We start from the raw sequence: 24,272 nt of genomic DNA, 5'->3' as shown, positions 1-24,272 counted from the left end.
CACGAGCAATTGATTTTAAATAAATGGTTGTGGTCGAAGTTTAATCCAAACCGTTTGGAGGGCATGAAGCAACAGCTAGACTATCCTCAGTTTGAGGGAATCGAGCATGAGGGTGATAATGCAGGTCAAACGAAATTTTTTAGTGTAATCACCAACACACTGTTTAATAAACAAGTTGTTGATATTGATGTTCTACGTCGTTATGACTTAAACATTGTGAAGCATTGGCAAAAAATCACTGAAAAACGTAATGAAATAGAAGGGCATGTTTTAAACCTAAAATATTTCCAATACCTTTCATTGCTATTTACAGAACTGTATTTAGATCAATATTTTAATCATCAAGCGGACATGCTCAATGAGCTAAATGTTGAACTTCAACAATATAATGATGATCAGAAAATTGATGCAGATCAATTTCAGCAATATTTACCTGAAGACCTAAATAAAATTGGTTATTGGAATGCGACAGGTAGTGGTAAAACACTGCTTATGCATGTCAATATTTTGCAGTATTTAGACTATTTCCAACATCAAAATGGCGATAGCACTTACCCAGACCAAATTATTTTACTTACACCGAATGAAGGTCTAAGTGAGCAACATTTGCAAGAACTCACTGACTCTGGTTTTCAAGCGACCTTGTTTGATAAGCAAAAAAGCCGTAATAGTCTTTATAGAGATGAAATTCAAATCATCGATATGAATAAGCTGAGTGATACGGATGGTGATAAAACTGTTGCGACGATGAGCTTGGAAGGTAAGAATCTTGTTCTGATCGACGAAGGGCACCGTGGTACGAGCAGTAGTGCAGGTGCTTGGATGGAGCGTCGTGATATTCTCACTAAAGATGGTTTTAGTTTTGAATATTCGGCTACCTTTGGTCAAGCTGTAAGTAAGGCAGACAACGTCTATAAACGCTTTGAAGATGCAAAAAAACAAAAAGCCAAAATGCTATATGGATCGACAGCGATTGGTAAGCTGACAGAAGAACAGCAAAAAAATATTCAGTTGGATGATTTAGATCAGCAAAAATACCGTCGTGAAGCGCTTAGAGAGGTCTATGCTAAAAGTATTTTGTTCGATTATTCGTACAAATATTTCTATGCGGATGGTTATGGCAAAGAAGTTAATATCCTTAACATGAAGGAATATCACGAGGATGATGAGCGTAATCTTTACCTAACGGCATGTTTACTCTCTTTTTATCAACAGCAATATTTGTTTAAAAAGAATCAGATAAAGTTAGCGAAATTTAATATTGAAAAACCTCTGTGGGTCTTTGTTGGTAACAAAGTTAATGATGATGACTCTGACATTTTGACCATCGTCAAATTTTTGGCAGACTTTTTGGATTCATCACGTAAACCTAAGGTAATCGGTTGGTTGAATGACTTGATCACGAATACATCTCGTTTGGTCGATACAAATGGCATCAATATTTTTGCTAATCGATTTGTACCACTACATGGTCAAGATGCAACTGAGCTTTATCAAGATATTTTAAAAAGCTTCTTTAACTCCACAATCAATCAACGATTGAATGTGGTACGTGTCACGGCAAACAAAGGTGAATTACGTTTACAGGTTGGTGAAAATATACCTTTTGCGGTGATTAATGTCGGTGATGAAAAAGGCTTATATGATAACTGTGAAGAATCAAGCCAGACACATTATCTAAATGCGCGTACTGATGATTTTGCTGAGTCATTGTTTCCAACATTGAATAATGATGATAGTGAAACAAACCTTCTCATTGGTTCTCGTAAATTTACCGAAGGTTGGAGTAGCTGGCGTGTATCGACCATGGGTTTATTGAACATGGGTACGGGTGAAGGTGCGCAAATTATTCAGCTCTTCGGACGTGGTGTACGTCTAAAGGGAGAGAGTTTCTCTTTAAAACGAACACCAAGAGAAATTTACAATAAAGCTGAGTATAAAGGGCTACATTTAGATTTGATGCAAACCATTAATATTTTTGGTTTACGTGCTGACTACATGGAGAAATTCCGTGAATACCTGAATGATGAAGGCATTATCCTGAATCAGGATTTGGTCACATTGGATTTTCCAACAAATAAAATTAAAGCGCCTCGTTTAAAAACGCTGACTTTAAAAGATGGCTATAAAGATAATCAAGCCAATGGTTTTAAGGCTCAGTCAAAACTGTCAATGTTCAAGATTCCAAAACACTATGAAGGAAAAATTAAAAAACCTTTTGTTGTTTTGGACTTGTATCCTCGTTTGCAGGCCTTTCATACAGATAAATCTAAGCGCCAAACGGACATAAAAGATAAGCGTCAAGAACATGAAATTTCACCAAAAATCATGTGTATGTTTGATTTTGATGAAATTTACTTACAACTTCAGCAATATAAGTTCCAGCGTGGATATAGCAATTTACAGTTGGATGTTGATGAGTTACAAGAGTTTTGCCTAAGAGATATCAAGTCCTCTATGGAAGATTGGTACAAGCTTTTGGTTGATTCGTCAGAATTAACCAATGACGTGAGTGGAATCAAAAAACAGCAAGCGATACTAATTGAGCTATTACAGTCTTATATGGATAAGTTCTATCATGCGATTAAGAATGCCTATGAAGGGCAGTTTTATGAAGTGACTGAATTTAGCTTAGATGATAAAGATTTACCTGTGCAAATCTGTGAGCAATATACCCTCACAGCGAAAGAAGGCAAAAATAACGAAGCACAAGAAGTATTTGACCGTCTAGAGGTCTTGAAGGACTTGGTTGCTAAGGGTGAGGTGGAAAAATTAGCACCGTGGAAAGAGGATGGTAGTTTTAGAGCGATTACTTTTGATCGTCATCTGTTCTATCCATTGTTGGATAAAAAGGATGAAAGCCTACCATTCACTTGGTCACCAATGTTGTTTGATTACACCAGTCATACGCAAAGTAGTGAAGTAAAGTTTGTTCTTGATTTACAGGATTATATTAATAAACCTGCTACTGATGAATTGCTCAAGGATTATGAACTTTACTTATTACGAAATGCGGATAATAAATATCGTGGATTAGGTTTTGCTTTGGCAGGTAACTTTTATCCAGACTTTTTATTATGGTTAGTGCATAAGGAGACAGGACAACAATATTTAACTTTGGTGGATCCAAAAGGCATTCGAAACATGAATCATGACGATGCTAAAATTGAGTTCTACAAAGAGATTAAAAATATTGAGGCTAAGCTTGAGCATCCTGATTTAATACTAAACAGCTTTATTTTGTCTATTACACCAATGAAAGATATTTTGAATAACTCTCTGTCCGAAGCAGAGTTTGCTGAAAGAAATGTTTTATTTATGGTAGGTAATGGAACTGCTTATCTTGAGAAAATGCTTAAAAAGATACTTCAAGAATAGGCTGGAATATTTTTTATTACAGCGGTATTAACATAAAACAATCTTTCACTTGATGTAATGACTTCCAGATACATGCCTTTTTCATCAGAATACTTGGCTTTCTTCTCTAATGGTTTGATCTTTCTGACCTGAGCATCTGTAAGCATTGCAACGCTTCCCGTAGAAATTTGGGGGTATAAAAATAGGGGTAATTTATTATACCCCCAGTTATACCCCCAGCTAATTCAGGATTCAATAGGGTCAATTGGAAAACATAAGGCAATAAAAAAAGCCTAAACCCTTTAGATTTAAGCTTTTCAGACATCATCGGATGTCGTCTGAAATAATCTTGGCGGTGAGAGAGGGATTCGAACCCTCGATACGCGCAAACGTATACACACTTTCCAGGCGTGCTCCTTCAGCCACTCGGACACCTCACCAAGGTGTGCGATAGTAACCAAAAAAAAGCGAGCTGCCAAGTTGTTACAGCATAGATTTGCAGAAAAACTTTTTGGCTAGTGATAATATTGCGCTATAACGCTCTATATTGAAGACAATATATGCAAAGTACTGCAAAAAAAGCCGCATTGCCTGCGATGACGCTGGCAGCCTTAGGGGTCGTATTTGGAGATATTGGAACGAGTCCGCTTTATGCAATACGGCAATGTTTTGTTACAGGGCATGTTGCGATTAATGAATCCACCATTCTGGGAATCCTCTCCCTGATTTTCTGGTGCATGAACCTCACCATTAGCTTTAAGTATGTATCGATGATTATGCGTGCGGACAACAATGGTGAGGGCGGGATCATGTCGCTCCTGGCACTGAATCTACGCTCAACGGTATTTACCGATAAAAATAAGATATTTCTGATCGCGCTTGGCTTTATTGGCGCATCACTGTTTTTTGGCGATGGTATTATCACCCCAGCAATTTCTGTCCTGTCAGCAATTGAAGGCTTAAGTTTGGTCACGCCAGCTTTGGACCAATGGCTGGTGCCAATTGCGCTGGGCATTTTAACGGCCTTGTTTCTGGTTCAGCGTCACGGAACCGCCACCATGGGCAAGTTCTTTGGGCCTATCACCCTGTTATGGTTTATTTCCATTGGTTTGATTGGGCTATGGAGTATTATCCAGACCCCTTATGTGCTGATGATGGTCAATCCCTATTGGGCGCTTCATTTCGTATTTGACCAGCCTGTGATTGCGTTCATTACTATGGGTGCGGTGATTCTGACCATGACAGGTGGTGAGGCACTGTATGCCGATATGGGGCATTTTGGACGCCTACCGATTAAACTAGCGTGGTTTATTGTGGTGTTGCCTTGCTTATTGCTCAATTATGCAGGACAGGGTGCTTTGCTGTTGCGCGATATCAAGGCCATTGAAAACCCATTTTATTTGCTGGTGCCTGAATGGGCGTTGTTCCCGATGATTGGGCTGGCAACTGCGGCAGCGGTCATTGCTTCACAGGCGGTGATTACAGGCGTATTTTCCATGGCGAATCAGGCAATGCAACTACGTTATTTACCCCGTTTGGCGGTTTACCATACTTCAGATGTGGAGCAAGGACAGATTTATTTACCTTTTATTAATTGGGTTCTTTATATTTCAGTGGTGATTTTGATTTTACTGTTTGAAAGCAGTGCGGAACTGGCCAGCGCCTACGGTGTTGCAGTGACCATGACCATGCTGTGCGGTACTATCTTAATCTCCACCCTAGCCTATGGTGTATGGCGTTGGCCGTTGTGGAAAGTGGCAATATTCGCAGTACCATTCTTGATCATTGATCTGGTTTTTGTGGGTTCGACCTCATTAAAAATTCTCTCAGGCGGATGGGTGCCAATCCTGATTGGCGTGGTGGTGTACACCATATTGATGACCTGGAAACGTGGACGGGAAATTGTATATACCCGTATGGAAACCAATGCCTTGCCAATTGAGCTATTCATTAAAAGTATTGGCATGAGCAAGGAAACCCATTTTGTGCCAGGTGAGGCGATCTTCTTAACAGGCACACCGAATATTGTTCCCCATGCCATGCTGCATAACATCAAGCACAACAAGGTACTGCATGAACGTAATGTGATGGTGACAGTGTATACACAGGACATTCCCTATGTGGCGGCAGAGGAGCGTTTAAAGGTTGAAAAACTGGATGATCATTTCTATCGCATCTTTATGTATTACGGTTTCAAGGATCAACCAAATATTCCGAATGCGCTGGAACAGGCTTATCAGCAGCTTGGCTTTGAGTTTGATATGATGCAGATGAGCTTCTTTATTTCACGCGACCGCATTGTGCATACGGTGGGGGATGGCATGTCGCCGTGGCGTGAAAAATTGTTTATTTCAATGCAGCGTAATACCAGTCCTGTGAGTGACTTCTACCAGATTCCAACCAACCGTGTGGTGGAGTTGGGGAGTCAAATCGAGATCTAGTGAAAATACAAATAAAATGGCACTTTCGAGTGCCTTTTTTATTGCCTGCTGATCAAGTGAACAGTTTTGCGACATAAAGTGTCGTTCTAAGCGGTAGCACGATATACAGCATGTCCCTGAATTGTTAAGCTTCGCGTTCATGTTGATCTTGATGTGGTTATGGCAAAGAAAACAACCAAAAAGGCTAAAACTCAAGCTAATTTTTTAAGCCAAAATGTTGGAAAGATTCTGCTCGCCCTAGTTGCAACGGGAAGTTTTGCAATCGCATTTGGCAGTGAAAAAATTGCCAAACTTCTTCCTGTCTCAGGCGGCAACAGTGGATGCCTAAAACAGTTCTACCGTGATGTACCACCTATACTCAACAGGGAAAGCCTGAAAAAAGACAGTTATGCGCTGTGCTTTAACGACTTTAACGTGATGTATTCGGGGGTCTCTAAAACCCCGTTGTGGTCAGCCGAGTATCTGACACCTGAGCGTTTAAGCATCAAGATCAAGCGTGAAGACAATTTCCATGAGGAAACACGGGTGCAACAGGCGCATCGTGCATTGCTGACAGACTATCGTGGTTCAGGCTATGACCGTGGACACATGGCACCAAATGGCGATATGGGCAATACGGCTGCCCAGTTTGATAGTTTTTCTCTCGCAAATATTGTGCCGCAGGCACCCAAGAATAATCAGGAAGTCTGGCGCAAGCTGGAGGAAGCCGTGCGCGCGATTGTGACCAAACAACATAGGGATGCCTATATTGTCACGGGACCTGTGTTTGAGGGAAAACGGCTCAAAACCATTGGACAGGGCGTGATTGTGCCGACAGCCGTGTATAAGGCGGTCTATTTGCCCAAACAGGGCATTAGCGGTGCCTATTATGCGCCCAATAATGATTCCCAGCAGGTCAAGGTGGTCAGCATCTGTTATCTGGAAGAGAAGCTAGGCATTAATTTATTCCCGCAACTGACCGAGCAGCAGAAGCGTAACATCTATCAATTGCCAGTATCGGCACAACAGGTCAAGGCCAACAAGGACATCAGCTATTCACACTGGGATGGGCAAAGCCAGTGTGAGGAAGAGGTGGACACAGCCAGCATTCAGGCTCAACAGAAGCAGTTTGCTTCAGGGCAAACCCAGACCGCTGAAAGTAAGTTCCCACAAATTGATGAGGAAACCAAGCAGGCCATGATCAAGCAGTTGGTGGATATGCTGGTGCAGTATTTTTTACAATTGTTGAGATAATGTAGAGCATCTTGCAAATCATCTATGTTTAGCTCAGTGTGATGAAAAGAGAATAATAATGGGGAACAAGATGTTTAAGCCTTTTGTGGATGGAAATGAGTCTTCGGCAATCTATGACCTGACCCTGGAAAATCAGGTTGATTGTGTGAGTCTATATGGCAACCTACAGATCACCAAAGATCAAGAGGGATTAAAAACAGCCAAGGCCCTGCAAGACTTTATTAATGCGGTGGTGGTAGCCTTGGAACAGGAAAATCTCCCTGAGAAAATTCAGCGCCAACCTGAACAGGAAATCGAAAATCCATTTCTATAAAAAATGCTTTAAGAAACCATTGTTTCCTTATCAACTTGATTAAGAACTATAAATGGTATTGTTCTTCCGCCACTGTTGTGGGGTTAAACCAGTCCAAAGCTTAAATGCGCGCTGAAAAGCGCTTTGTTCTGAATAGCAAAGCAGCAGGGCAATCTCCTGTAAACTCAGGTGTGGGTCTTTTAGATATTCAGTTGCCAGCATAAAGCGAACTTCCTGTACCCGTTCCTGAAAAGTGGCATTTTGCTGTTGCAGGTGGCGTTGTAACTGCCGAACCGAAACCCCCAGTTTCTTCGCAATAAAGTCGATCTGGTATTGGTTCTTTTGCAGGCCTGTCAAAATGGCGTGCTGCAAGCGTTGGTCGAGTTGGGTCGAGTTGGGTAGCTTGTCCAGAAGTGCCTGTGCCTGCTGTAAAAGCAGTTGCTGTAAGGTGTGGTCTCCTGTTCTGAGAGGCTTAAATGCCTCAGCCACAGGCAAAATTAGTTGGGTTCTCGGTTGGTCAAAGCGCACACGGCACTGAAAATATTGCTCATAAACCGAAATATTCTTTGGTGCGGAATTTAAAAAATGGACTTCATGCAGGTTGATGCCCTCACCCGACATAAATAGTTTAAGAAACTGTATCATCAAGGCAATTGCAATTTCATCGGTCAGTTGGGTTGGATTCGGTTCGGGTGCTTCCCAGCGAATCGAGACATATGGATGGTTAAATTCAACCAGTAGCGGGCTGCCATCATAAATAAGACGGTGAAAGTCCTGGTAGCATGCCATGGCCTCACCCAGATTTTCACAGGAAAGGGCTAGGTAGGCGATAATTCCCAAATGCTTGGGTTGGACATATGCGGCAATTTCCAGTCCCAAACCTGTCCGTGGATGGAGACGGTTTAAGTCTTCAAGCAGGTCGCGCCAGATCACGTAATCAAAGCGCTCTAGGTTCTGAACCTGTTGTAATTGTCCAGGTATTTCTATACCTTTCGCCTCACAGTAGGCTTTTAGCAGGTGTCCTAAACCACCATAAACCGAGCCTGTATAATTCTTGAGTTGAGACATCCTGTCTGTTCCCCAGTTTGTCGTGTTTTGTCAATACAAATATAGCGCATCGTCAATACTTCGCCTACAAAAATTTATATCTTTAATAAAAATAAGGAAACATTGGGAGACTACTGCATGTTAAAGGGTTTTGTTGCAGGTTTGGTGATTGCAAACGGTTATGAATGGTTTGCCCATAAATATCTACTGCATGGGGTTCACCGTAAAGGCAAGCCACGTTTCAGCCCAACGCCAAAACAGATGGAATCGCACTGGGCACACCACCGTGAAGTGCGCAAGCAGGGCTTTTCTGATGATTGTTATGTCGAGGGTCTGGACAACTGGCGTACGCGCAATGAGTTAATGTCACTTGCTGTAGCCGCAGGTGTGTTAAGTGTTGTGTTCTATCCTTTTTCAAAAGGCATGGCGCTTGCAGCGATTTATAGTGCGGGGAATTATTATTATGTTCATCGCCGTGCCCATCTTGAGCCTGATTGGGCGAAGCGTACCATTCCTTGGCATTACGATCATCATATGAATTCGAATCAAGATGCGAATTGGTGTGTAACGCGACCATGGTTTGATTATGTGATGGGAACACGAGTAGTTTCTTCAGCTGATCTGAAAGAGGACAATCCGCTAGGTATCAAGTTACCAGCCCCTATTTCTAAAGCGCTTAGTCATGCAATTGAATCCGTATTTCCAGCAAAATGGGTCGAGCAAAAGCCAAAACTGGTTAAGCCTCCTGTCGTAGAACAAGAGCAAAGTGAATCAGTCGCTTAACTTATAGGTTAAGGGTAAATAAGCCAGACAAAGTTTTATTTTGACAATTCACGACAATAAAGATGAGCTTGTCGTGAATTGTCAATAAAATTGGATTTTAATGTCAATATTTATGCTGAGTTTCTCGCTACCTTAGCTCAAGCCTTTTTATTGCTTAATATTTATCCAGATTTGCTGTATTTTGTTTACCCTCTAGCGTTGTATAAACGCATTTTTCCATACCTTGCTTAGGCAAGGTATTTTTTTGCCTAATCGTTTTGCAGGCTTAAACCTGTGAGCAGGTGACGTTCATCACTATCTTTAGATTTTAGTGAATATTGAAAACAGAAAAAACATGCAACTTGCAAAAGTAAAAATAACAGTCCAGAGTAAAGTATCATACTTATTTTTATTCTTTTAAAAATTAAGGCGTAACCGAAAACCCAGCTACGCCTATGATAGCGCTTACAAACGCATTTCAATGCCTTGTTCGGCCAGATATTGTTTGGCTTCTGGAACGGTGTGCTGACCAAAGTGGAAAATAGATGCTGCTAATACGGCATCCGCACCGCCTTTTAATATCCCATCCGCTAAATGCTGTAGGTTTCCAACACCACCTGAAGCAATGGTTGGAATGCTGACACGATCATTGATTTGACGCATTAAGGCAATGTCATAACCTGCCTTGGTGCCATCGGCATCCATACTGGTTACCAGCAGTTCACCAGCGCCGAAGTCCGCCATTTTGACAGCCCATTCAATCGCATCAATCCCAGTCGGTTTACGTCCACCATGGGTAAAGATTTCCCATTTATTCTCGCCCGTTTTTTTAGCATCAATGGCAACCACGATACATTGTGCGCCAAAACGCTGTGAGGCTTCCTGCACAAACTCAGGGGTAAACACCGCAGCCGAGTTGATACTGACTTTATCAGCACCTGCATTTAGTAATAGGCGAATATCTTCAACTTTACGCACCCCACCACCCACAGTTAAAGGCACGAACACGCTTTCCGCCATCCGCTCCACCGTACGGTAGGTGGTGTCCCGTCCATGATGGGTGGCGGTAATATCTAAAAAGGTAATTTCATCGGCACCCTGTTCGTTATAACGGCGTGCAACCTCAACAGGGTCACCTGCGTCACGAATATCAAGGAATTGAACGCCTTTAACGACTCGGCCATTATCAACATCCAAGCAAGGGATAATACGTTTTGCGAGCATAAAATTTTCCAAAAAATCGCCAAGAGAGAAAGGAGACCGACTCTGGTGCTACACCTTCATGGAGGGAACGGGTATTCTATCAAAATCAGAGTGATATTTTGCAGGTTTTCCATGTCGGTTTATACCCCGTTGAGTTTAGAAGAAGTGCAGGCATTTGCCGAGCCTTATGGTTTGGCGGTGATTGACCTGATTCCAATCCAGGGCGGTATTCAAAACACCAACTTTTTTTTGGTGGATCATACACAGAAACAGTATGTTTTAACGGTTTTTGAGGAGCTGGATGCCGAGGGGGCGGGGGAACTGGTGCCTGTGCTGGACTGTTTGGGACAGGCGGGTGTGCCCGTTGCAGTGCCGTTGAAACATCACGGTCAGGCTATCCATAGCATTGCAGGCAAACCTGCCCAGATTGCGCCACGTTTAATGGGTGAGCATCCTGAGCAGGCCAGCATTGACCAGGTGCAGGCGATTGCACAGGCGCAGGCCAAACTGCATCTAGCGTTACAGGATTTTCCATTACAGCGTGATTTTAACCGTAACCATCAGTATTGGTCTGATGTGGCTGAGCAGTTAAAGCCACAAATGAATATGGAAGATCAGGATGTGTTGGCGCAGGTTTTTCAACAATTTGCACAGACCACACAACAGCATCCAGATCGCCCATCGGGCTTTATTCATTCAGACTTGTTTCGGGATAACACTCTGTTTGAGGGCAGTCAACTCAACGGTATCCTCGATTTCTATGAACTTAATCAGGATGAATGGCTGTTTGATATCGCCATTAGCATCAATGATTTCTGTACCAGTTATCCGCAGGTACATCTTAAGCAGGACAAGGTTGATGCCTTTCTGGCTGCCTATCAAACCATTCGGGTACTGACCAGCGATGAGCAAGCCTGTCTGGACATTTTCCTGGCAATGGCGGCCTGCCGTTTCTGGAGTATGCGTTTACAGGTGGCCCAGAAAAATGCTGAACAGGGGCGCACAGGGGAGGATATTTTGCAAAAAGACCCACTGGAAATGCGCATGATGTTACAAGACCGTTTACAACGAATCAAAGCTTAGGGAAAAGTCATGCGAGATCAAGGTCGTTTGGTGGAATGGTTTGATGACAGGGGCTATGGCTTTATTCAACCCAATGATGCGCATAAGGAGCGTGTGTTTCTGCACATCAAGGACTTTGCCCGTACAGGGCCACGTCCGATTGTCGGCTGTGCGCTGGAATATACAGTGATTCTGGATGAGCGTGGTCGCTATCGTGCCCAGCAGGTGACCTACCTGAAAGCGTCACAGGTGATTGAGCATCGGGCTGAACCAGCTCAACCAAAACAGTCTAAAGCGTGGTCACCCATGCAGATTGGTATCATCATTTATATTATCTTTATGCTGATTGCAAGTTTTAGCAGGCTGCTGCCACCCTATACGCTACTGTTTGTCAGCCTGATGAATGTCCTGAGCTATTGGCTATATGCACAGGACAAAGAGGCGGCCCAGTTGGGGAACCGCCGTATTCCAGAACAGACCTTGCATATCGTGGATTCCTTGGGGGGATGGTGTGCGGGTTGGCTTGCACAACAAAAATTGCGACATAAAACACAAAAACAACCATTTCGTAAGATTTATTTCTGTACCATAGCCTTTCATATACTGTTGATATGTTGGTTAATTTCGCCGCTCAATGTCTTTTATTGAGGGCGTGTCTGGAGATAAATAAAAATGAATTATTCCGTTGATCAAGACCCGAACCGTACTCTAACGCTGGTTCTTTATGTGCTTTATATTATTGCAATTTTTTCTGGTGGTTTATTGGCAGTCATTGCGCTCATTATTAATTATGTCAAGCGTGGTGATGTGCGTGGCTCAATCTTTGAAAGCCACTTTACCTGGCAGATCCGTACATTCTGGTGGTATCTGGCCTGGAACATCATCGCCTTTATTCCATTTTTCTTCCTATTCTTTACAGGGGACAATGCCAATGCATTTGCTGGCGTTGCGCTCTCTGGTACGGTATTTTGTGTACTGGTGATTTTTGCTGCGTGGGTCTGGATTGTTTATCGGGCTATTCGTGGTTTAATCGCACTGAATGATAATAAACCCATGTACCAATAAAATAGGATAAAGCATGATTATTGAGCATGTGCATTTAAATATTAAGCCTGATCAAAGTGAGGCATTTGAGCAGGCTTTCCAGCAAGCCAAAGAGATTATCTATCCCATGCACGGCCTAAATGCCGTGCAACTGATTAAGCATATGCAGCAGCAGGATCGTTATATACTGATGATTTTCTGGGACCAGCTTGAAAACCATACCGAGGGTTTTAGGAAGTCCAGCGCCTATCAGGAGTGGAAAGCGTTGCTGCATCCATTTTATGAGCCCATGCCTACGGTGGAATATTACCAACCCTGTATGTTAATGAAAAAGAAAGAGCCATCAGCAGCATAGAGCGCTTTTTAGCGCTCTTTTTGTTTAGGCTTGTTCCATTTTAACTCACTGACCAATACCCCTAGAACCACCATTAAACCTCCCAGCAAGGCCAGTAAAGGCAGTCGCTCACCCGCAATCCGCCCAAATAAGCCTGCCCAGACAGGTTCACCAGCATAGATGATTGCGGCACGGGTTGGATCAACCATACGCTGTGCCCAGTTCATCACGAACTGAATCAGGGCACTGGCTAAACCTAGGGCCACAGCAATCAGCAGCAGTGCCCATGAAAATTCAGGAATCTTGTGTTCACCCACCATCGGCATACTGGCAAAAGAGAGGAGTGAGGCAACGGCAAGCTGAACCACCGTAACCCGCCTGAGATTGACCTTTCCAGCAAAATAACCAATCAAGATAATTTCCAGGGCAATCACAAAGGCACAGATCAGGGTCAATACCTGCCCGTAATTGAGGTGAATACCTGAGAAACCATTTCCCGTTAAAAGTACCAGACCTGTAAATGCCAGTGCTGTGCCCACCCAGGTCATTAAACTGGGGCGTTTCTGGAAAATAACCCACATCAGTATTGGTACGAGTGGAACGTACAGGGCAGTCAGAAAGGCCGATTCACTGCTGAGAATGGTCTGTAGGCCAATGGTCTGCGTGCCATAACCAATTGCAATCACTACACCAATTGCGGTGCCTGCCAGTGTTTCCTTTAGGGTTAACCCGCGAATGGAATTGATTGAGATCAGTAGGATGGCCAAGGCTGCGACAGCAAAACGACAGCCGACAAAAAACATGGGGCTACTAAAATTCAGGGCGTATTGCACTGCCAGAAATGTGCTGCCCCAGATCATGGTAATAAAAATAAGCGCAAACTGGGCAGCTCTGGGAGAGGAGGCGAGATGGGTTGGCATGTTGTAAAAACAGTAAAAATCAACTTTATATTGTGTATAAACTGATAGCATCTATGCAAGAGAAATCATCTGTTCCAGCGTGGATCAGGCAATTTATTCAACTCACAAATAAAAAAAGAGCCTGACGGCTCTTCTTTCAATGCTTTGTTTAGAGGCGATCTTCATCCAGCAATAACTGAGCCTCGCGAAGGTTCAAGGTACCCTCATAAATCGCACGGCCTGTAATTGCACCTAAAATCCCTTTCTGGCCTTTCAGGTTGCGGACATCATCAAGGTTGGTGACACCGCCTGAAGCAATCACAGGTAAGCCTGAGTATTCAGCCAAACTCACGGTTTGCTCAACGTTGACACCTTGCATCATGCCATCACGTGCAATGTCGGTATACACAATGCTGGAAACACCTGCATCTGCGAAACGCTTGGCCAGATCAGTTGCCTTGACATCAGTCACATTGGCCCAGCCATCGGTTGCGACCATACCGTTGATGGCATCAATCCCCACGATGATGTGGCCTGCAAAGCGTTTGCATGCCTCTTCCACAAACTCAGGCTCTTTCACCGCTTTGGTGCCAATAATCACAAATGACACGCCAGCTTCTAAATAATGCTCGATGGTTTCAAGGGAGCGGATACCGCCACCGATCTGGATTGGAAGCTCAGGCTGTGCGCGGGCAATCGCCTCAACAACAGGTTTATGAATTGGCGTACCTGCGAAAGCACCATTCAAATCCACTAAATGTAAACGACGTGCGCCTTCATCCACCCAGTGTTGTGCTGTTGCTACAGGATCATCAGAGAAAACAGTGTCATCTTCCATGCGTCCTTGCTTTAAACGGACACATTTACCATCTTTCAGGTCAATTGCAGGGATGATTAGCATGCTTTCGCTCCTTGCATCATCTAAAGTTTAAATTGGCTACATATTAGCAAAGTATTGGACGATCTCTAAGTCCTGGATACTGAATCATCCAGTATTCTGCTGATTTGTTGCTGGAGTTGAGGGGTGAGTAACTGCTGTGTATAAAGATGGTCAAAAATCAGCAGGGCTGCATAGGCATCTGCCGCCGCATAGGCGATTTGTTTGGAACTCAGATTCTTGACAGCCCAGTTTGAGGTGCTTATTTTTTTACTCTTGGCAAAATAACGCTGAAAAAGTAGGGCCACCGCCGTTTGTACTCCGACCTGTGAGGTATAGCCAAAGCTGGAAAAGCTTTTAGACAGCTCAATCAGGGATTTTGGTTCAATTCCGTGGCGACGGAATCCACTGGTATCATTCTTGAGGCCAAAACCCACCTTAAGTTGCCGCTCATTTTCCAGAATCGGTTTTAAGAAGCCCAGAATCTCTGTGCTGATCTGAAAAAGATAGGCTTTGTCATGGCTTGCCAACTGAATGAGGTGGGGACCTGTGGATTTTTCACCCACCTTGAATGTAGGTTTGGATTCGGTGTCAAAACCAAGGATTTTAACCTGATTCAGTTCATCCTGAATTTCCAGACACTGTTCGAGGGTACGAATGACCAGAATATTTTCAGGATGTAGATTCTGGAATGCGGGTAACGCTCGTATTTGCTCTTTGCTTAGTGCAACGGTTTGTTCTTGCATTTCCATCTTCACTGAAACTTAACTGATGGGTTGAGCTTAAACGCTTTTGCACAAATGAAAAAGCCAAGTGAGAAAACTTGGCTTTAGAATAACTTTGGGTCAGGATTTATTCAGTATTGTGATTATATTGCTGCTGTGTCTGTTGGGCTCTTTGTACATAGTCCTGATAAGCAGGGATTGCAATTGCAGCGAACACCCCTAAAACAAAGGCAATTGGGATAAGGATAATATAAATCCAACCCAAGACTTTTTCCCAACCCTGAGTGATTCGTGCTGGACCAAAATTATTTTCACCCACTGTACCCTTGGCACAGAATAGGTAAATCAGGAAAATCAGATTTACAAGAGGGACGATGATCAACAACGACAACCATCCGCTTTGATTACGGTCATGTAAACGACGAATGATGAAAATAAAGGTGGGGATGCTGGTTGAGCCGATAATTGTAATAAAAATAAGAATGGCGCAAATAGCTAAAATATTATTATAAGGTTCAGCATAGGTATGAGCATAAATCATTGAGGTGATCGCTAAAATAAGCCCGATTGATAGAATCAAGTTACTTATACATAGCCATGCAGCAAAAGACAGTCGTCCAAAACGTCCCTGCGGATTAAGTGGATGAGATAAATTATTAGCAGTAGGGAGCATCATCATTATTCTTTGGCTAAATTATTATTCTGTGGGCAGGTAATAAAAAAATCGCCAAGTTAAATGGCGATTTTTTCAGTGAATTCGATTAAATCTTCCATTCCACAAAGTTTTTTAACAACTGCAAACCAGCGGTATGACTTTTCTCTGGATGGAACTGGGTCGCGAACAGGTTGTCCTTATGAATGGCGGTACAGAAGTTCACGCCATAATCACAGGTTGCCGCCGTAATGGCCGAATCTTTTGGCTCCACATAATAACTATGCACAAAATAGAAACGTGCGTCCTGCTCAATGTTGTTCCACATTGGATGATCTGGATCAAGCTGGTGAACCTGATTCCAGCCCATGTGTGGTACTTTTAAATGTGGAATTTCAGGGAAGTGTTTCACTACACCATCAAAAATACCAAGTGCATCGACACCGCCATTTTCTTCCGAACTTTGCAATAGGGCTTGCATTCCCACACAAATCGCAAGAACAGGTTTATTGAAAGCTGCCTGACGCACCACCTCATCAATGCCTGCCTCATGCATACCCTGCATACAGTCACGCATTGCGCCAACACCTGGAAAAACAATCTTGTCCGCCTTGGCAATCAGCTTTGGATCATTGGTGACATCAACCGTTGCACCCACATGCTCTAGTGCTTTCGCCGCAGAGTGCAGGTTGCCCATACCATAGTCAAGTAATGCAATACGAGTCATTACAGACTCCCTTTGGTAGATGCAATGGTATTTTCGGCACGTGGATCGATTTCACAGGCCATACGCAGGGCACGCGCCAGCGCCTTAAACACACTCTCAATCTGGTGGTGGCTGTTTTTGCCTTTCAGGTTGTCAATATGCAGCGTCATCAGTGCATGGTTGACAAATCCCTGAAAAAATTCCGAGAATAGATCAACGTCAAAGCTTCCGATACGGGCACGGGTGAATGGAATATCCATAAACAGGCCTGGACGACCAGACAGGTCAACCACAACACGAGACAGTGCCTCATCGAGTGGCGCATAAAAATGCCCATAACGACGCAAGCCCTTTTTATCACCTAAAGCTTGCGCAAAGGCTTGTCCCAGCGTGATTCCACAGTCTTCCACCGTGTGGTGATCATCAATTTCAAGGTCACCATCGCAATGAATGTCGATATCAAATAGACCATGGCGCTTGATTTGATCAATCATATGGTCTAAAAATGGAACTCCAGTGTTGAGGGTGCCTTGACCAGTACCATCGAGATTGAGACGAACTCGAATTTTGGTTTCGTTGGTATTTCTTACCACTTCACTGATACGTTGCGTCATGGACACGTTCCTCAAAAAACGTCAAAAATGATTGAATTAAAAACCGATAGTTTCGCTGTGACGAAAAAGTGACAGCATCATAGTTTGCTCAGGAGGGTTAATCAATGCCTATTACCGTACATGCTTACCGTTCTCTAGATAATCTAGGGATTCGTACCCAGCTAGAGCGACTTTATGACACCAGCCCAGAGTTTGGTGATGGGCAAGATGCAATGCAGCAACTTGAACAAGATCTGCAACAATATACCACAGTTTACACCGCTGAATTTAACACCAAAATTATAGGTGCAATTTGGTCAACAGGACAAGGTGAAAGCCGTGTGCTGGAATATATTGTGGTTCACCCTGCCAATCGTGGACGGGGCGTGGCAGAGCGTCTGGTTGAGGAGGTTTGCCGCATTGAAGAGGAGCAGGGCGTGAAGCAGTTTGAGCCAGGCTGTGGCGCGATTCACCGCTGCCTGTCGCATCTGGGCAAGATCTAGCTGAAAATAGGTTCCTGTTCAGTATTGTAGCAAAATTAAACAGTGAATAGAAAAATCCACAAATTGACTTGACGAATTTTGACAAACATTGTTTAATACGCCCACTTTGGCGCGATAGCTCAGTCGGTAGAGCAACGGATTGAAAATCCGTGTGTCCCCAGTTCGATCCTGGGTCCCGCCACCATGAATTTGAAATTTCAATCCCTGATCCCATCAGGGATTTTTTTTGCCTGATGTTTTTGTGTGAAAAATCGGCATTTAAAACAAAAGCTCAGGATAGTTGTTGACTATTTGCCTGAGATGCGGCTTAATACACGCCATTGGCGCGATAGCTCAGTCGGTAGAGCAACGGATTGAAAATCCGTGTGTCCCCAGTTCGATCCTGGGTCCCGCCACCATATTCAAAAAGCCCCAAACGAAAGTTTGGGGCTTTTTTTATTGTTTGATAAATTTTATTGATTCATTGACCAACCATGCGCTAAGCTTTCAAGAATTGCATGAAAAATGTGATTGCAAAAATAATAGGCGAATGACGCCATGATATGCGTCTTTTAAAGACTTGGGTAGAATAACTCAGACGATCTAAAAACTTTAAATACAATGATATAAAAGGTATTTCTATGTTCAATACAATTAAATTAAGTACAGCCGCATTTTTATGCATATTTTTAACTGCTTGCGGGGGCGGCGGCGGTGGTTCAGCAAGTACGGACTCTTCCTATTCTAAAAAAATTACCAAAGGTGATGTGACCTATACCTGTAAATCACAATCTGCGGCGGATGCCTGTGAAAGTCAGAATAACTGTTCCGCCTGTGAATCATCAGATAATTCAAGCCCAAGTACGACCATTACCGCACAGTGCGCAACGGGAACCAATACGGTTACGGCGACACAAAATGGTTGTGTTGCATCGATTGGACAGGTCCAGCAAACCAGCGTATGTGTGGGCACATCACTCAGAATGCTTACAGGTACAGGCTTTACTAAACAGTATGTTATTGATAATGGCACATCATTTAGCAGTGGAGTGACCTTGAACGGAACAAAAGTCAGCTGTGCTTCATAATTAAGCCGTAAGTCATGTTTTAAAGGTGGTGTATCCACCTTTAATTTTGGAATACCTATGGAAAAATGGCTTTATTTGTTATGTTTAAGTGTTGGATTTGGCTTGGGGTATCTGGTTGCGGATTTTCGGCATTTGCCAACAATACCGTCAAAACCAGTGCCGACGGTCGTAAAATCCGATCAACATTCTCCTGAAATCACAGATGTTGATGATCTTACGGCTTTTACCGTACGGCAGTTGGTAAATAATAAAGCACAACCATTAAGTACACTTTCTGGGCAGCAGCAACGGCAAATTTCGCAAATTCTTGCCAACACACCCGAACAGCAAGTCTCTGACTATCTCAAAAAGGCATTTCCCCGACAGGATTTCTCCATGATTCGGGACAAAAAGGTTTTTGCCCAACGTGCCCTGGAAGAACTTGGTTCACAAAATGATGATCAGGTGTTGGCAGGTCGGTTGGTGCTGGCACTTACGCCAGTCATGCCACAATCTTCAGAGGATTTACGCCAGGTCCATCATTTCCAAAATATATTTGCTCATTTTGATACGCTAGGGAAGTTTCCTGCGGATCAGCAGGTTTTTATCCGCTGGTTAAATCGGGACACAGGTGAGATTCTGGTGTTTACACCAAGAAATATTAGTCAGGATTCATCACAAAACTGGATCAGTACTGTACCCACAAATGGCTGGCAGAAAGGGAATTATGATGTCAAAGTCTACCAGATGTCCGATCAACTCACCCCGATTGCACAGGCAAGTTATCATATTGCGGAAGTGTTAAACTAATGCAGATAAAAAAGCCAGTTCAACAAGACTGGCTTTTTTATCTCGTAGCTTAGGAAATTAAGCCGATTTAGCAACCTCAATATTGCTAACCAGCATATGGCCTGTTTCTTCAAAATTTGCATGCCAGGACAGCGCTTCACGAAGCAGGTGAGGTGTATGTCCACCACGTTCACAGGCGCGCTCAAAATAGTCCTGAAGTGCGTTACGGTAAAGTGGATGTACACAGTTCTCAATGATCACCTTGGCACGTTCACGAGGTGCCAGGCCACGTAAATCCGCTAAACCAATTTCAGTCACCAAAATATCAACATCATGCTCGTTGTGGTCAACATGGCTGACCATTGGCACGATAGAGGAAATATCACCGCCCTTGGCAATCGACTTGGTTACGAAGATGGCTAGGTGTGCATTACGGGCGAAGTCACCTGAACCGCCGATCCCATTCATCATTTTGGTGCCGCAAACGTGTGTTGAGTTCACATTGCCGTAGATATCAAACTCAAGCGCGGTATTGATACCAATGATGCCTAAACGGCGCACCAGTTCTGGATGGTTGGACATTTCCTGTGTACGCAACACCAGCTTGTCACGGTAGGCCTCAATATTGCCAAACACCTTTTCGCCATATTTCTGTGACAGGGTGATGGAACAGCCTGACGCAAATTTCATTTTTCCAGCATCAATCAATTCAAAAGTACAGTCCTGCAATACTTCTGAATACATCACCAAGTCTTCAAAAGGAGAATCCTTTAAACCTGTCAGTACCGCATTGGCAATCGAACCAATACCTGCCTGTAAAGGTCCCAGGTTTTTCGGTAAACGGCCCTCAGCCACTTCTTTTTCAAAAAAGGCGATCAGGTGATTGGCAATACCCTGGGTTTCGTCATCTGGCGGGGTGACGGTTGATGGCGAATCCAGCAGGGTGTCATTGAATACAATACCGACAATTTTGGCAGGGTCGATATTGATGGCCGTACTTCCCATGCGCTCATCCACCTTGGTCAATGGAATTGGCTGGCGTGTTGGGCGGTAGGTCGGGATGTAGATGTCATGCAGGCCTTCAAAGGCGGTGCTGGTGTTGGTATTGATTTCAACAATGACTTTTTCAGCAAAAATCGCAAAGCTGGCCGAGTTGCCCACTGATGTGGTTGGAATGATGCCACCATCTTCAGTAATCGCCACAGCCTCAATCACCGCAATATCTGGTTTTTTCAGTTGCAGGTTACGCATGTGCTCCACAGTTTCGGACAGGTGCTGGTCAACAAACATTACTTCGCCGTTGTTGATGGCGCGGCGCAGGGTGTTGTCCACCTGGAATGGCATGCGACGTGCCAATACACCTGCTTCAGTGAGCTGTTTATCGAGGTCATTGCCTAGACTTGCACCTGTAATTAACGTGATTTTTAACGGATTTTTCTTGGCGCGTTCAGCAAGTGCCTGAGGAACAGCTTTCGCTTCGCCTGCGCGGGTAAAACCACTCATACCCACCGTCATGTCATTTTCAATAAAGCTGGCAGCCTGCTCAGCACTCATCACTTTGTCATGCAGTGAGGCAAGGCGAATACGATCTAGAGACATCATCCATTCTCAATTTTGATTTTCATTGGATATGGATTTTAGCGCTAAAACGTGAAAAGTGAATTGAACTAAGGCTAAGGTCTAATAGGGTGAAAACAATAGGACGAGGGGTTAGTTGGAACTTACTTAAATTCAGTATATCCACTTCTTTAATATCTATAGATTTTAATGGTAATTTAGCTAAGAACCGCATGATTGAGCAAGTGAATGAAAAAAAATCAAAGTGTAATTGTTTTGATGAGTATGCTTGCTTTACATGGCTGTAAAGTTGTTAATCATCATACCGTGAAGCTGACAGGTTCCGCAGAAATGCAGGGAGCAGAAATACACTTGCCGATTACAACGGGGCATATTTATCTCTCAACCCATCAACTGACTGAGAAAGATAAAGAAATTTTGAAAAGCATTTTGCCTTTTCAATGCCTGAAAATTACCTCTTCTGAACCCTTTGATATGCAAAATCGGGCTGTTCACTTTCGTGACTTCAAGTTTAAAAAGTTGCCTGTTGGCGATTCAGAATGTGGCAAGATAAAAGTGGGAACACGTATCAGTGTGACATTTTAAAAATGACCGCTTAGGGTTTGCTTGATCTTGTCGATGGTGTTGCTATGTGATTCATCTTCAGGTGTGGGAATAGGCAGGGAAATCACCACTTCCAGACCGCCTTGCTCTCGGTTGCGGATGTTGATCTGTCCCTGGTGGATGTCCACAATACGTTTCACAATGGCGAGGCCCAGACCACTTCCCTGAATGGTACGTGCGGAATTGCCACGTACAAAAGGTTGCATCAGTTCCTCCACCTGATCGGGCGGGATGCCTTCCCCATGATCGGCAACAGTAATTAAAATATACTGGTCAACATGACTGGCAGACAGTTCGATGGGTTCGGCACCATAACGCTTGGCATTATTGATCAGGTTGGCAATCAGACGCTTGAGTGACAGGCTGCGTGCAGGAATCACGGGAAGTTCCTGTGCCTCAAAACGGATGTCCAGCGGCTTGAACTGCACCACCAGTTCTTGCAGCAAGCTGTTGATATTGGTATCCGTCAGCTCCTCATCCGAACCATCTCGCATATAGGAAATAAACTGATTCAGGATGGCATCCATATCATCTACATCATAAATCAGCCCCTCACGGAAAAACTCATCAGGCAGCATTTCCGCAGTCAGGCGAATACGGGTTAGCGGAGTGCGCAAATCGTGGGAGATGCCCGCCAGCATGACACGGCGGTCACGCTCGGTTTGTTCCAGTGTATACACCATGTGGTTAAAGGCCTGATTGACCTGACGGATTTCCAGTGGTCCGTGGTTGGTGTCCAGATAGGGGGCCTTGCCCGTTTTACTGTAATTGTTGGCGGCATTCTGTAGGCGGCGCAAGGGACGGTTCATCTGCCGCACCAGAATCAGGATAATAACGGAGGACAGGATCGGCACACCAAACAGCCACGATGCAATCAGTTCAACACTGTAGTTGGTGTAGGTCTTGAGGGGTTCCCTGACCCAGTTGCCATTCATTTCAGGCGTTTGAATCCAGATACGTGGAATCGGCTTGAATTTAAAATAAACGGTAACTTTCTCGACACCCAGCTCTTTGGCAAGCTTTTGCTCAATCTGGTCGGTGAAGAATTCAGCCAGAAACTTATCTTCCAGTACTGGAAACTCCCGTGGATCGGTTACATATTCAATCCCGATACGGTTTTTTAGCCATGTGTCGATATCGACTTCGGTATCGCGGTGTAGGATGCGAATGTCAGGATTGTTGACCAGTTCCAGCTCAATGGCCAGATAGCGTGCATGCTGTTGCAGTTCAGGAAGATAGAGGGTTCGCCAAAAGAACCACAAGGACATGAATAGACTAAAGAACACCGTAAACAGTACCAGTACGGTGGTACGCATTGCGGCAGACCGTGGCTTGATCTTGTCTAAAAAACGTTCCCACTGGGTCCGTGGCTTTTCAGAGTAGGTCTCAAAGTCGGTAAATTCTTGTGGATCAATAGGTTCAAGTTTCAAGGTTGAGTTTCCCGCACTTACTCAGCACCATCTGGAACGAAAACGTAGCCTACGCCCCAAACAGTCTGGATGTAGCGGGCGCGGGCAGGATTGTCCTCAATTAAGCGGCGTAAGCGAGACACCTGCACGTCAATCGAGCGCTCCATCGCACCCCATTCACGGCCACGGGCAAGGTTCATCAGCTTGTCACGGGTCAACGGCTCACGGGGATGCTGAACCAGCGCTTTCAGCACGGCGAACTCACCTGTGGTCAGGGTCACGACTTGTCCCTCACGGGTGAGGGTGCGGGTAGACAGGTCCAGCGCCCACGGCCCAAAACTAACCACTTCAACCTGCTGGCTTGGTGCGCCTGGCACCTCGCGAACCTGACGGCGCAGTACCGCACGGATACGAGCCAACAGTTCATTCGGGTTAAATGGCTTTGGCAGATAGTCATCTGCACCCGCTTCCAGACCTGCAATACGGTCAGAGTCACTGCCACGTGCGGTTAGCATGATGATTGGGGTGTCAATATTGGACTGGCGCAGGCGACGACAGATACTTAAGCCATCTTCCACGGGAAGCATAAAGTCGAGCACGATAAGGGAGAACAGTTCACGCTGTAGCAAACGGTCCATCTGGGTGGCGTCATGCGCGGTTTTTACCACAAAGCCCTTGTCTTCAAGAAAACGTTGTAACAGTGTACGCAAGCGCACATCATCATCGACGACTAGGATGCGTTCGACCCGATCGGTTTCATGGTGTACGGTTTCCGTTGATTCGGCAGGTACAACTAAACTCATGATGTGCTCCTTTTATCGTTTATTGTCATCGTCTTTATGCAATGCTATAGGGTTTGTTAATATTTCAACCATACCTTGCGTTATCGGCTAAAACCACACAAACAAGGCATGAAACGTAGGCAATGGCGACCCCCTTGTCAAGTTTCATAACGAAGTTTGGGGCAGTTTTAGCCATAACCCTGTGGGACAGGGACATTTTTTGTCGTTACTGCGTTATGTCTTACTCATTTAGAATCACTAAATTTTGTAAGCCATGTCTTGTACCGCCTAAAAAATGTCCTCTGTCGCAAGTGTGAGTGAAATATCAACAGACC

Annotated in this window: 25 protein-coding genes and 3 tRNA genes; 15 read left to right on the top strand and 13 right to left on the bottom strand. The window is 44.2% G+C overall.

The features are described from left to right. Nucleotides 1–63 precede the first annotated feature (63 nt). Nucleotides 64–3,378 carry a DEAD/DEAH box helicase family protein gene (locus tag N5J47_RS02585; protein WP_279958741.1) on the top strand — a complete coding sequence of 1,105 codons (3,315 nt, stop codon included), beginning with the start codon at nt 64–66 and terminating at the stop codon, nt 3,376–3,378. Here the strand turns inward: N5J47_RS02585 and N5J47_RS02580 are convergent. Both N5J47_RS02580 and N5J47_RS02575 read right to left on the bottom strand, forming a co-directional pair. Beyond that, on the bottom strand, nt 3,369–3,524 hold the full coding sequence (locus N5J47_RS02580; protein WP_279958786.1) for an Arm DNA-binding domain-containing protein: 156 nt from the start codon (nt 3,522–3,524) through the stop codon (nt 3,369–3,371). The two genes, N5J47_RS02585 and N5J47_RS02580, sit on opposite strands and share 10 nt — an antisense overlap. 183 nt (nt 3,525–3,707) lie before the next feature. Next, nucleotides 3,708–3,797: transfer RNA gene (locus N5J47_RS02575), tRNA-Ser, on the bottom strand. Nucleotides 3,798–3,917: 120 nt separating this feature from the next. Between N5J47_RS02575 and N5J47_RS02570 the strand changes: the two genes are divergently transcribed. From N5J47_RS02570 to N5J47_RS02560, 3 genes are all read left to right on the top strand, one after another. Beyond that, a complete protein-coding gene (locus tag N5J47_RS02570; RefSeq protein WP_279958740.1) occupies nt 3,918–5,798 on the top strand; it encodes a potassium transporter Kup in 1,881 nt (626 codons plus the stop codon). Nucleotides 5,799–5,957: 159 nt separating this feature from the next. Next, complete coding sequence (locus N5J47_RS02565) at nt 5,958–7,031, top strand: DNA/RNA non-specific endonuclease (protein ID WP_279958739.1); 1,074 nt, start codon at nt 5,958–5,960, stop codon at nt 7,029–7,031. A gap of 70 nt (nt 7,032–7,101) precedes the next feature. Next, nucleotides 7,102–7,344 (top strand): hypothetical protein, encoded by a 243-nt coding sequence (locus N5J47_RS02560; RefSeq protein ID WP_267980840.1) that lies wholly within the window; start codon nt 7,102–7,104, stop codon nt 7,342–7,344. 39 nt (nt 7,345–7,383) lie between these two features. Here the strand turns inward: N5J47_RS02560 and N5J47_RS02555 are convergent, their stop codons facing one another. Continuing rightward, nucleotides 7,384–8,391: an AraC family transcriptional regulator gene (locus tag N5J47_RS02555; protein ID WP_279958738.1), complete on the bottom strand. Its 1,008-nt coding sequence runs from the start codon at nt 8,389–8,391 to the stop codon at nt 7,384–7,386. A gap of 117 nt (nt 8,392–8,508) precedes the next feature. Between N5J47_RS02555 and N5J47_RS02550 the strand changes: the two genes are divergently transcribed. Beyond that, entirely contained in the window at nt 8,509–9,153 is a 645-nt protein-coding gene (locus tag N5J47_RS02550; RefSeq protein WP_005006322.1) for a sterol desaturase family protein, read from the top strand. Nucleotides 9,154–9,597: 444 nt separating this feature from the next. Here the strand turns inward: N5J47_RS02550 and hisF are convergent, their stop codons facing one another. Continuing rightward, nucleotides 9,598–10,356 (bottom strand): imidazole glycerol phosphate synthase subunit HisF, encoded by a 759-nt coding sequence (gene hisF, locus N5J47_RS02545; protein ID WP_279693624.1) that lies wholly within the window; start codon nt 10,354–10,356, stop codon nt 9,598–9,600. 111 nt (nt 10,357–10,467) lie between these two features. Here hisF and N5J47_RS02540 point away from each other — a divergent pair, with 111 nt between their 5' ends. From N5J47_RS02540 to N5J47_RS02525, 4 genes are read left to right on the top strand one after another with little or no spacing between them, the layout of a single operon-like run. Then, nucleotides 10,468–11,418: a homoserine kinase gene (locus N5J47_RS02540; protein WP_279958737.1), complete on the top strand. Its 951-nt coding sequence runs from the start codon at nt 10,468–10,470 to the stop codon at nt 11,416–11,418. 9 nt (nt 11,419–11,427) lie between these two features. Further along, complete coding sequence (locus N5J47_RS02535) at nt 11,428–12,045, top strand: DUF1294 domain-containing protein (protein WP_279958736.1); 618 nt, start codon at nt 11,428–11,430, stop codon at nt 12,043–12,045. A gap of 24 nt (nt 12,046–12,069) precedes the next feature. Beyond that, nucleotides 12,070–12,462: a hypothetical protein gene (locus tag N5J47_RS02530; RefSeq protein WP_004683474.1), complete on the top strand. Its 393-nt coding sequence runs from the start codon at nt 12,070–12,072 to the stop codon at nt 12,460–12,462. A 13-nt stretch (nt 12,463–12,475) separates the two neighbouring features. Then, the gene (locus N5J47_RS02525) at nt 12,476–12,796 is read left to right on the top strand and encodes an antibiotic biosynthesis monooxygenase (RefSeq protein ID WP_279958735.1); all 321 of its coding nucleotides are present in this window, start codon (nt 12,476–12,478) and stop codon (nt 12,794–12,796) included. Nucleotides 12,797–12,804: 8 nt separating this feature from the next. On the opposite strand, the gene N5J47_RS02520 is transcribed toward N5J47_RS02525, so the two are convergent. The 6 genes from N5J47_RS02520 to hisB form a co-directional block, all read right to left on the bottom strand. Beyond that, a complete protein-coding gene (locus tag N5J47_RS02520; protein WP_279958734.1) occupies nt 12,805–13,695 on the bottom strand; it encodes a DMT family transporter in 891 nt (296 codons plus the stop codon). A gap of 148 nt (nt 13,696–13,843) precedes the next feature. Further along, nucleotides 13,844–14,575 carry a 1-(5-phosphoribosyl)-5-[(5-phosphoribosylamino)methylideneamino]imidazole-4-carboxamide isomerase gene (hisA, locus tag N5J47_RS02515; protein ID WP_004760490.1) on the bottom strand — a complete coding sequence of 244 codons (732 nt, stop codon included), beginning with the start codon at nt 14,573–14,575 and terminating at the stop codon, nt 13,844–13,846. Nucleotides 14,576–14,640: 65 nt separating this feature from the next. Next, nucleotides 14,641–15,303 (bottom strand): 3'-5' exonuclease domain-containing protein 2, encoded by a 663-nt coding sequence (locus N5J47_RS02510; RefSeq protein WP_279958733.1) that lies wholly within the window; start codon nt 15,301–15,303, stop codon nt 14,641–14,643. A gap of 100 nt (nt 15,304–15,403) precedes the next feature. Beyond that, nucleotides 15,404–15,949: a DUF805 domain-containing protein gene (locus N5J47_RS02505; RefSeq protein WP_279958785.1), complete on the bottom strand. Its 546-nt coding sequence runs from the start codon at nt 15,947–15,949 to the stop codon at nt 15,404–15,406. Between the two features lie 88 nt (nt 15,950–16,037). Beyond that, complete coding sequence (gene hisH, locus N5J47_RS02500; protein ID WP_004760491.1) at nt 16,038–16,655, bottom strand: imidazole glycerol phosphate synthase subunit HisH; 618 nt, start codon at nt 16,653–16,655, stop codon at nt 16,038–16,040. Further along, nucleotides 16,655–17,248: an imidazoleglycerol-phosphate dehydratase HisB gene (gene hisB, locus N5J47_RS02495; RefSeq protein WP_267980828.1), complete on the bottom strand. Its 594-nt coding sequence runs from the start codon at nt 17,246–17,248 to the stop codon at nt 16,655–16,657. Before hisB ends, hisH begins: the two co-directional genes overlap by 1 nt. A 104-nt stretch (nt 17,249–17,352) precedes the next feature. Here hisB and N5J47_RS02490 point away from each other — a divergent pair, with 104 nt between their 5' ends. The 5 genes from N5J47_RS02490 to N5J47_RS02470 all read left to right on the top strand — a co-directional run bounded on the left by N5J47_RS02490 (nt 17,353) and on the right by N5J47_RS02470 (nt 19,586). Then, nucleotides 17,353–17,730, top strand: a complete 378-nt coding sequence (locus N5J47_RS02490) for a GNAT family N-acetyltransferase (RefSeq protein WP_004760493.1) — start codon at nt 17,353–17,355, stop codon at nt 17,728–17,730. Between the two features lie 108 nt (nt 17,731–17,838). After that, nucleotides 17,839–17,914, top strand: a tRNA-Phe gene (locus N5J47_RS02485). Between the two features lie 138 nt (nt 17,915–18,052). Then, nucleotides 18,053–18,128 (top strand) — tRNA-Phe (locus N5J47_RS02480). A 222-nt stretch (nt 18,129–18,350) separates the two neighbouring features. After that, complete coding sequence (locus N5J47_RS02475) at nt 18,351–18,797, top strand: hypothetical protein (protein WP_279958732.1); 447 nt, start codon at nt 18,351–18,353, stop codon at nt 18,795–18,797. A gap of 57 nt (nt 18,798–18,854) precedes the next feature. After that, the gene (locus N5J47_RS02470; protein WP_279958731.1) at nt 18,855–19,586 is read left to right on the top strand and encodes a hypothetical protein; all 732 of its coding nucleotides are present in this window, start codon (nt 18,855–18,857) and stop codon (nt 19,584–19,586) included. Nucleotides 19,587–19,643: 57 nt separating this feature from the next. On the opposite strand, the gene N5J47_RS02465 is transcribed toward N5J47_RS02470, so the two are convergent. Then, nucleotides 19,644–21,164, bottom strand: coding sequence for an acetyl-CoA hydrolase/transferase family protein (locus N5J47_RS02465; RefSeq protein WP_004760495.1), 1,521 nt, complete (start codon nt 21,162–21,164; stop codon nt 19,644–19,646). A gap of 207 nt (nt 21,165–21,371) precedes the next feature. Here N5J47_RS02465 and N5J47_RS02460 point away from each other — a divergent pair, with 207 nt between their 5' ends. Further along, on the top strand, nt 21,372–21,728 hold the full coding sequence (locus N5J47_RS02460) for a hypothetical protein (RefSeq protein WP_279958730.1): 357 nt from the start codon (nt 21,372–21,374) through the stop codon (nt 21,726–21,728). On the opposite strand, the gene N5J47_RS02455 is transcribed toward N5J47_RS02460, so the two are convergent. Together N5J47_RS02455 and ompR are read right to left on the bottom strand one after the other, a co-directional pair. Beyond that, entirely contained in the window at nt 21,725–23,176 is a 1,452-nt protein-coding gene (locus N5J47_RS02455) for an ATP-binding protein (RefSeq protein ID WP_279958729.1), read from the bottom strand. The two genes, N5J47_RS02460 and N5J47_RS02455, sit on opposite strands and share 4 nt — an antisense overlap. A 17-nt stretch (nt 23,177–23,193) precedes the next feature. After that, nucleotides 23,194–23,958 (bottom strand): two-component system response regulator OmpR, encoded by a 765-nt coding sequence (gene ompR, locus N5J47_RS02450; protein WP_004678831.1) that lies wholly within the window; start codon nt 23,956–23,958, stop codon nt 23,194–23,196. Nucleotides 23,959–24,272: the final 314 nt, after the last annotated feature.

Origin of the sequence: Acinetobacter sp. GD03645 (assembly GCF_029845285.1) — a bacterium.
GTDB classification, from domain to species: Bacteria; Pseudomonadota; Gammaproteobacteria; order Pseudomonadales; family Moraxellaceae; genus Acinetobacter; species Acinetobacter corruptisaponis.
Note: the sequence above shows the minus strand (reverse complement) of the source record. Positions and strands in the feature narration are given on the sequence as shown.

What these genes read in the sequence shown, in the direction of transcription:
- hisF (WP_279693624.1), bottom strand. Translation starts at nt 10,356, where the DNA reads ATGCTCGCAAAACGTATTATCCCTTGCTTGGATGTTGATAATGGCCGA.
- N5J47_RS02540 (WP_279958737.1), top strand. Translation starts at nt 10,468, where the DNA reads ATGTCGGTTTATACCCCGTTGAGTTTAGAAGAAGTGCAGGCATTTGCC.
- N5J47_RS02520 (WP_279958734.1), bottom strand. Translation starts at nt 13,695, where the DNA reads ATGCCAACCCATCTCGCCTCCTCTCCCAGAGCTGCCCAGTTTGCGCTT.
- N5J47_RS02505 (WP_279958785.1), bottom strand. Translation starts at nt 15,949, where the DNA reads ATGCTCCCTACTGCTAATAATTTATCTCATCCACTTAATCCGCAGGGA.
- N5J47_RS02525 (WP_279958735.1), top strand. Translation starts at nt 12,476, where the DNA reads ATGATTATTGAGCATGTGCATTTAAATATTAAGCCTGATCAAAGTGAG.
- N5J47_RS02550 (WP_005006322.1), top strand. Translation starts at nt 8,509, where the DNA reads ATGTTAAAGGGTTTTGTTGCAGGTTTGGTGATTGCAAACGGTTATGAA.
- N5J47_RS02580 (WP_279958786.1), bottom strand. Translation starts at nt 3,524, where the DNA reads ATGCTTACAGATGCTCAGGTCAGAAAGATCAAACCATTAGAGAAGAAA.
- N5J47_RS02510 (WP_279958733.1), bottom strand. Translation starts at nt 15,303, where the DNA reads ATGGAAATGCAAGAACAAACCGTTGCACTAAGCAAAGAGCAAATACGA.
- N5J47_RS02490 (WP_004760493.1), top strand. Translation starts at nt 17,353, where the DNA reads ATGCCTATTACCGTACATGCTTACCGTTCTCTAGATAATCTAGGGATT.
- N5J47_RS02560 (WP_267980840.1), top strand. Translation starts at nt 7,102, where the DNA reads ATGTTTAAGCCTTTTGTGGATGGAAATGAGTCTTCGGCAATCTATGAC.
- N5J47_RS02570 (WP_279958740.1), top strand. Translation starts at nt 3,918, where the DNA reads ATGCAAAGTACTGCAAAAAAAGCCGCATTGCCTGCGATGACGCTGGCA.
- N5J47_RS02460 (WP_279958730.1), top strand. Translation starts at nt 21,372, where the DNA reads ATGAAAAAAAATCAAAGTGTAATTGTTTTGATGAGTATGCTTGCTTTA.
- N5J47_RS02475 (WP_279958732.1), top strand. Translation starts at nt 18,351, where the DNA reads ATGTTCAATACAATTAAATTAAGTACAGCCGCATTTTTATGCATATTT.
- N5J47_RS02470 (WP_279958731.1), top strand. Translation starts at nt 18,855, where the DNA reads ATGGAAAAATGGCTTTATTTGTTATGTTTAAGTGTTGGATTTGGCTTG.
- hisA (WP_004760490.1), bottom strand. Translation starts at nt 14,575, where the DNA reads ATGCTAATCATCCCTGCAATTGACCTGAAAGATGGTAAATGTGTCCGT.
- hisH (WP_004760491.1), bottom strand. Translation starts at nt 16,655, where the DNA reads ATGACTCGTATTGCATTACTTGACTATGGTATGGGCAACCTGCACTCT.
- hisB (WP_267980828.1), bottom strand. Translation starts at nt 17,248, where the DNA reads ATGACGCAACGTATCAGTGAAGTGGTAAGAAATACCAACGAAACCAAA.
- ompR (WP_004678831.1), bottom strand. Translation starts at nt 23,958, where the DNA reads ATGAGTTTAGTTGTACCTGCCGAATCAACGGAAACCGTACACCATGAA.
- N5J47_RS02585 (WP_279958741.1), top strand. Translation starts at nt 64, where the DNA reads ATGAAGCAACAGCTAGACTATCCTCAGTTTGAGGGAATCGAGCATGAG.
- N5J47_RS02565 (WP_279958739.1), top strand. Translation starts at nt 5,958, where the DNA reads ATGGCAAAGAAAACAACCAAAAAGGCTAAAACTCAAGCTAATTTTTTA.
- N5J47_RS02535 (WP_279958736.1), top strand. Translation starts at nt 11,428, where the DNA reads ATGCGAGATCAAGGTCGTTTGGTGGAATGGTTTGATGACAGGGGCTAT.
- N5J47_RS02465 (WP_004760495.1), bottom strand. Translation starts at nt 21,164, where the DNA reads ATGTCTCTAGATCGTATTCGCCTTGCCTCACTGCATGACAAAGTGATG.
- N5J47_RS02530 (WP_004683474.1), top strand. Translation starts at nt 12,070, where the DNA reads ATGAATTATTCCGTTGATCAAGACCCGAACCGTACTCTAACGCTGGTT.
- N5J47_RS02555 (WP_279958738.1), bottom strand. Translation starts at nt 8,391, where the DNA reads ATGTCTCAACTCAAGAATTATACAGGCTCGGTTTATGGTGGTTTAGGA.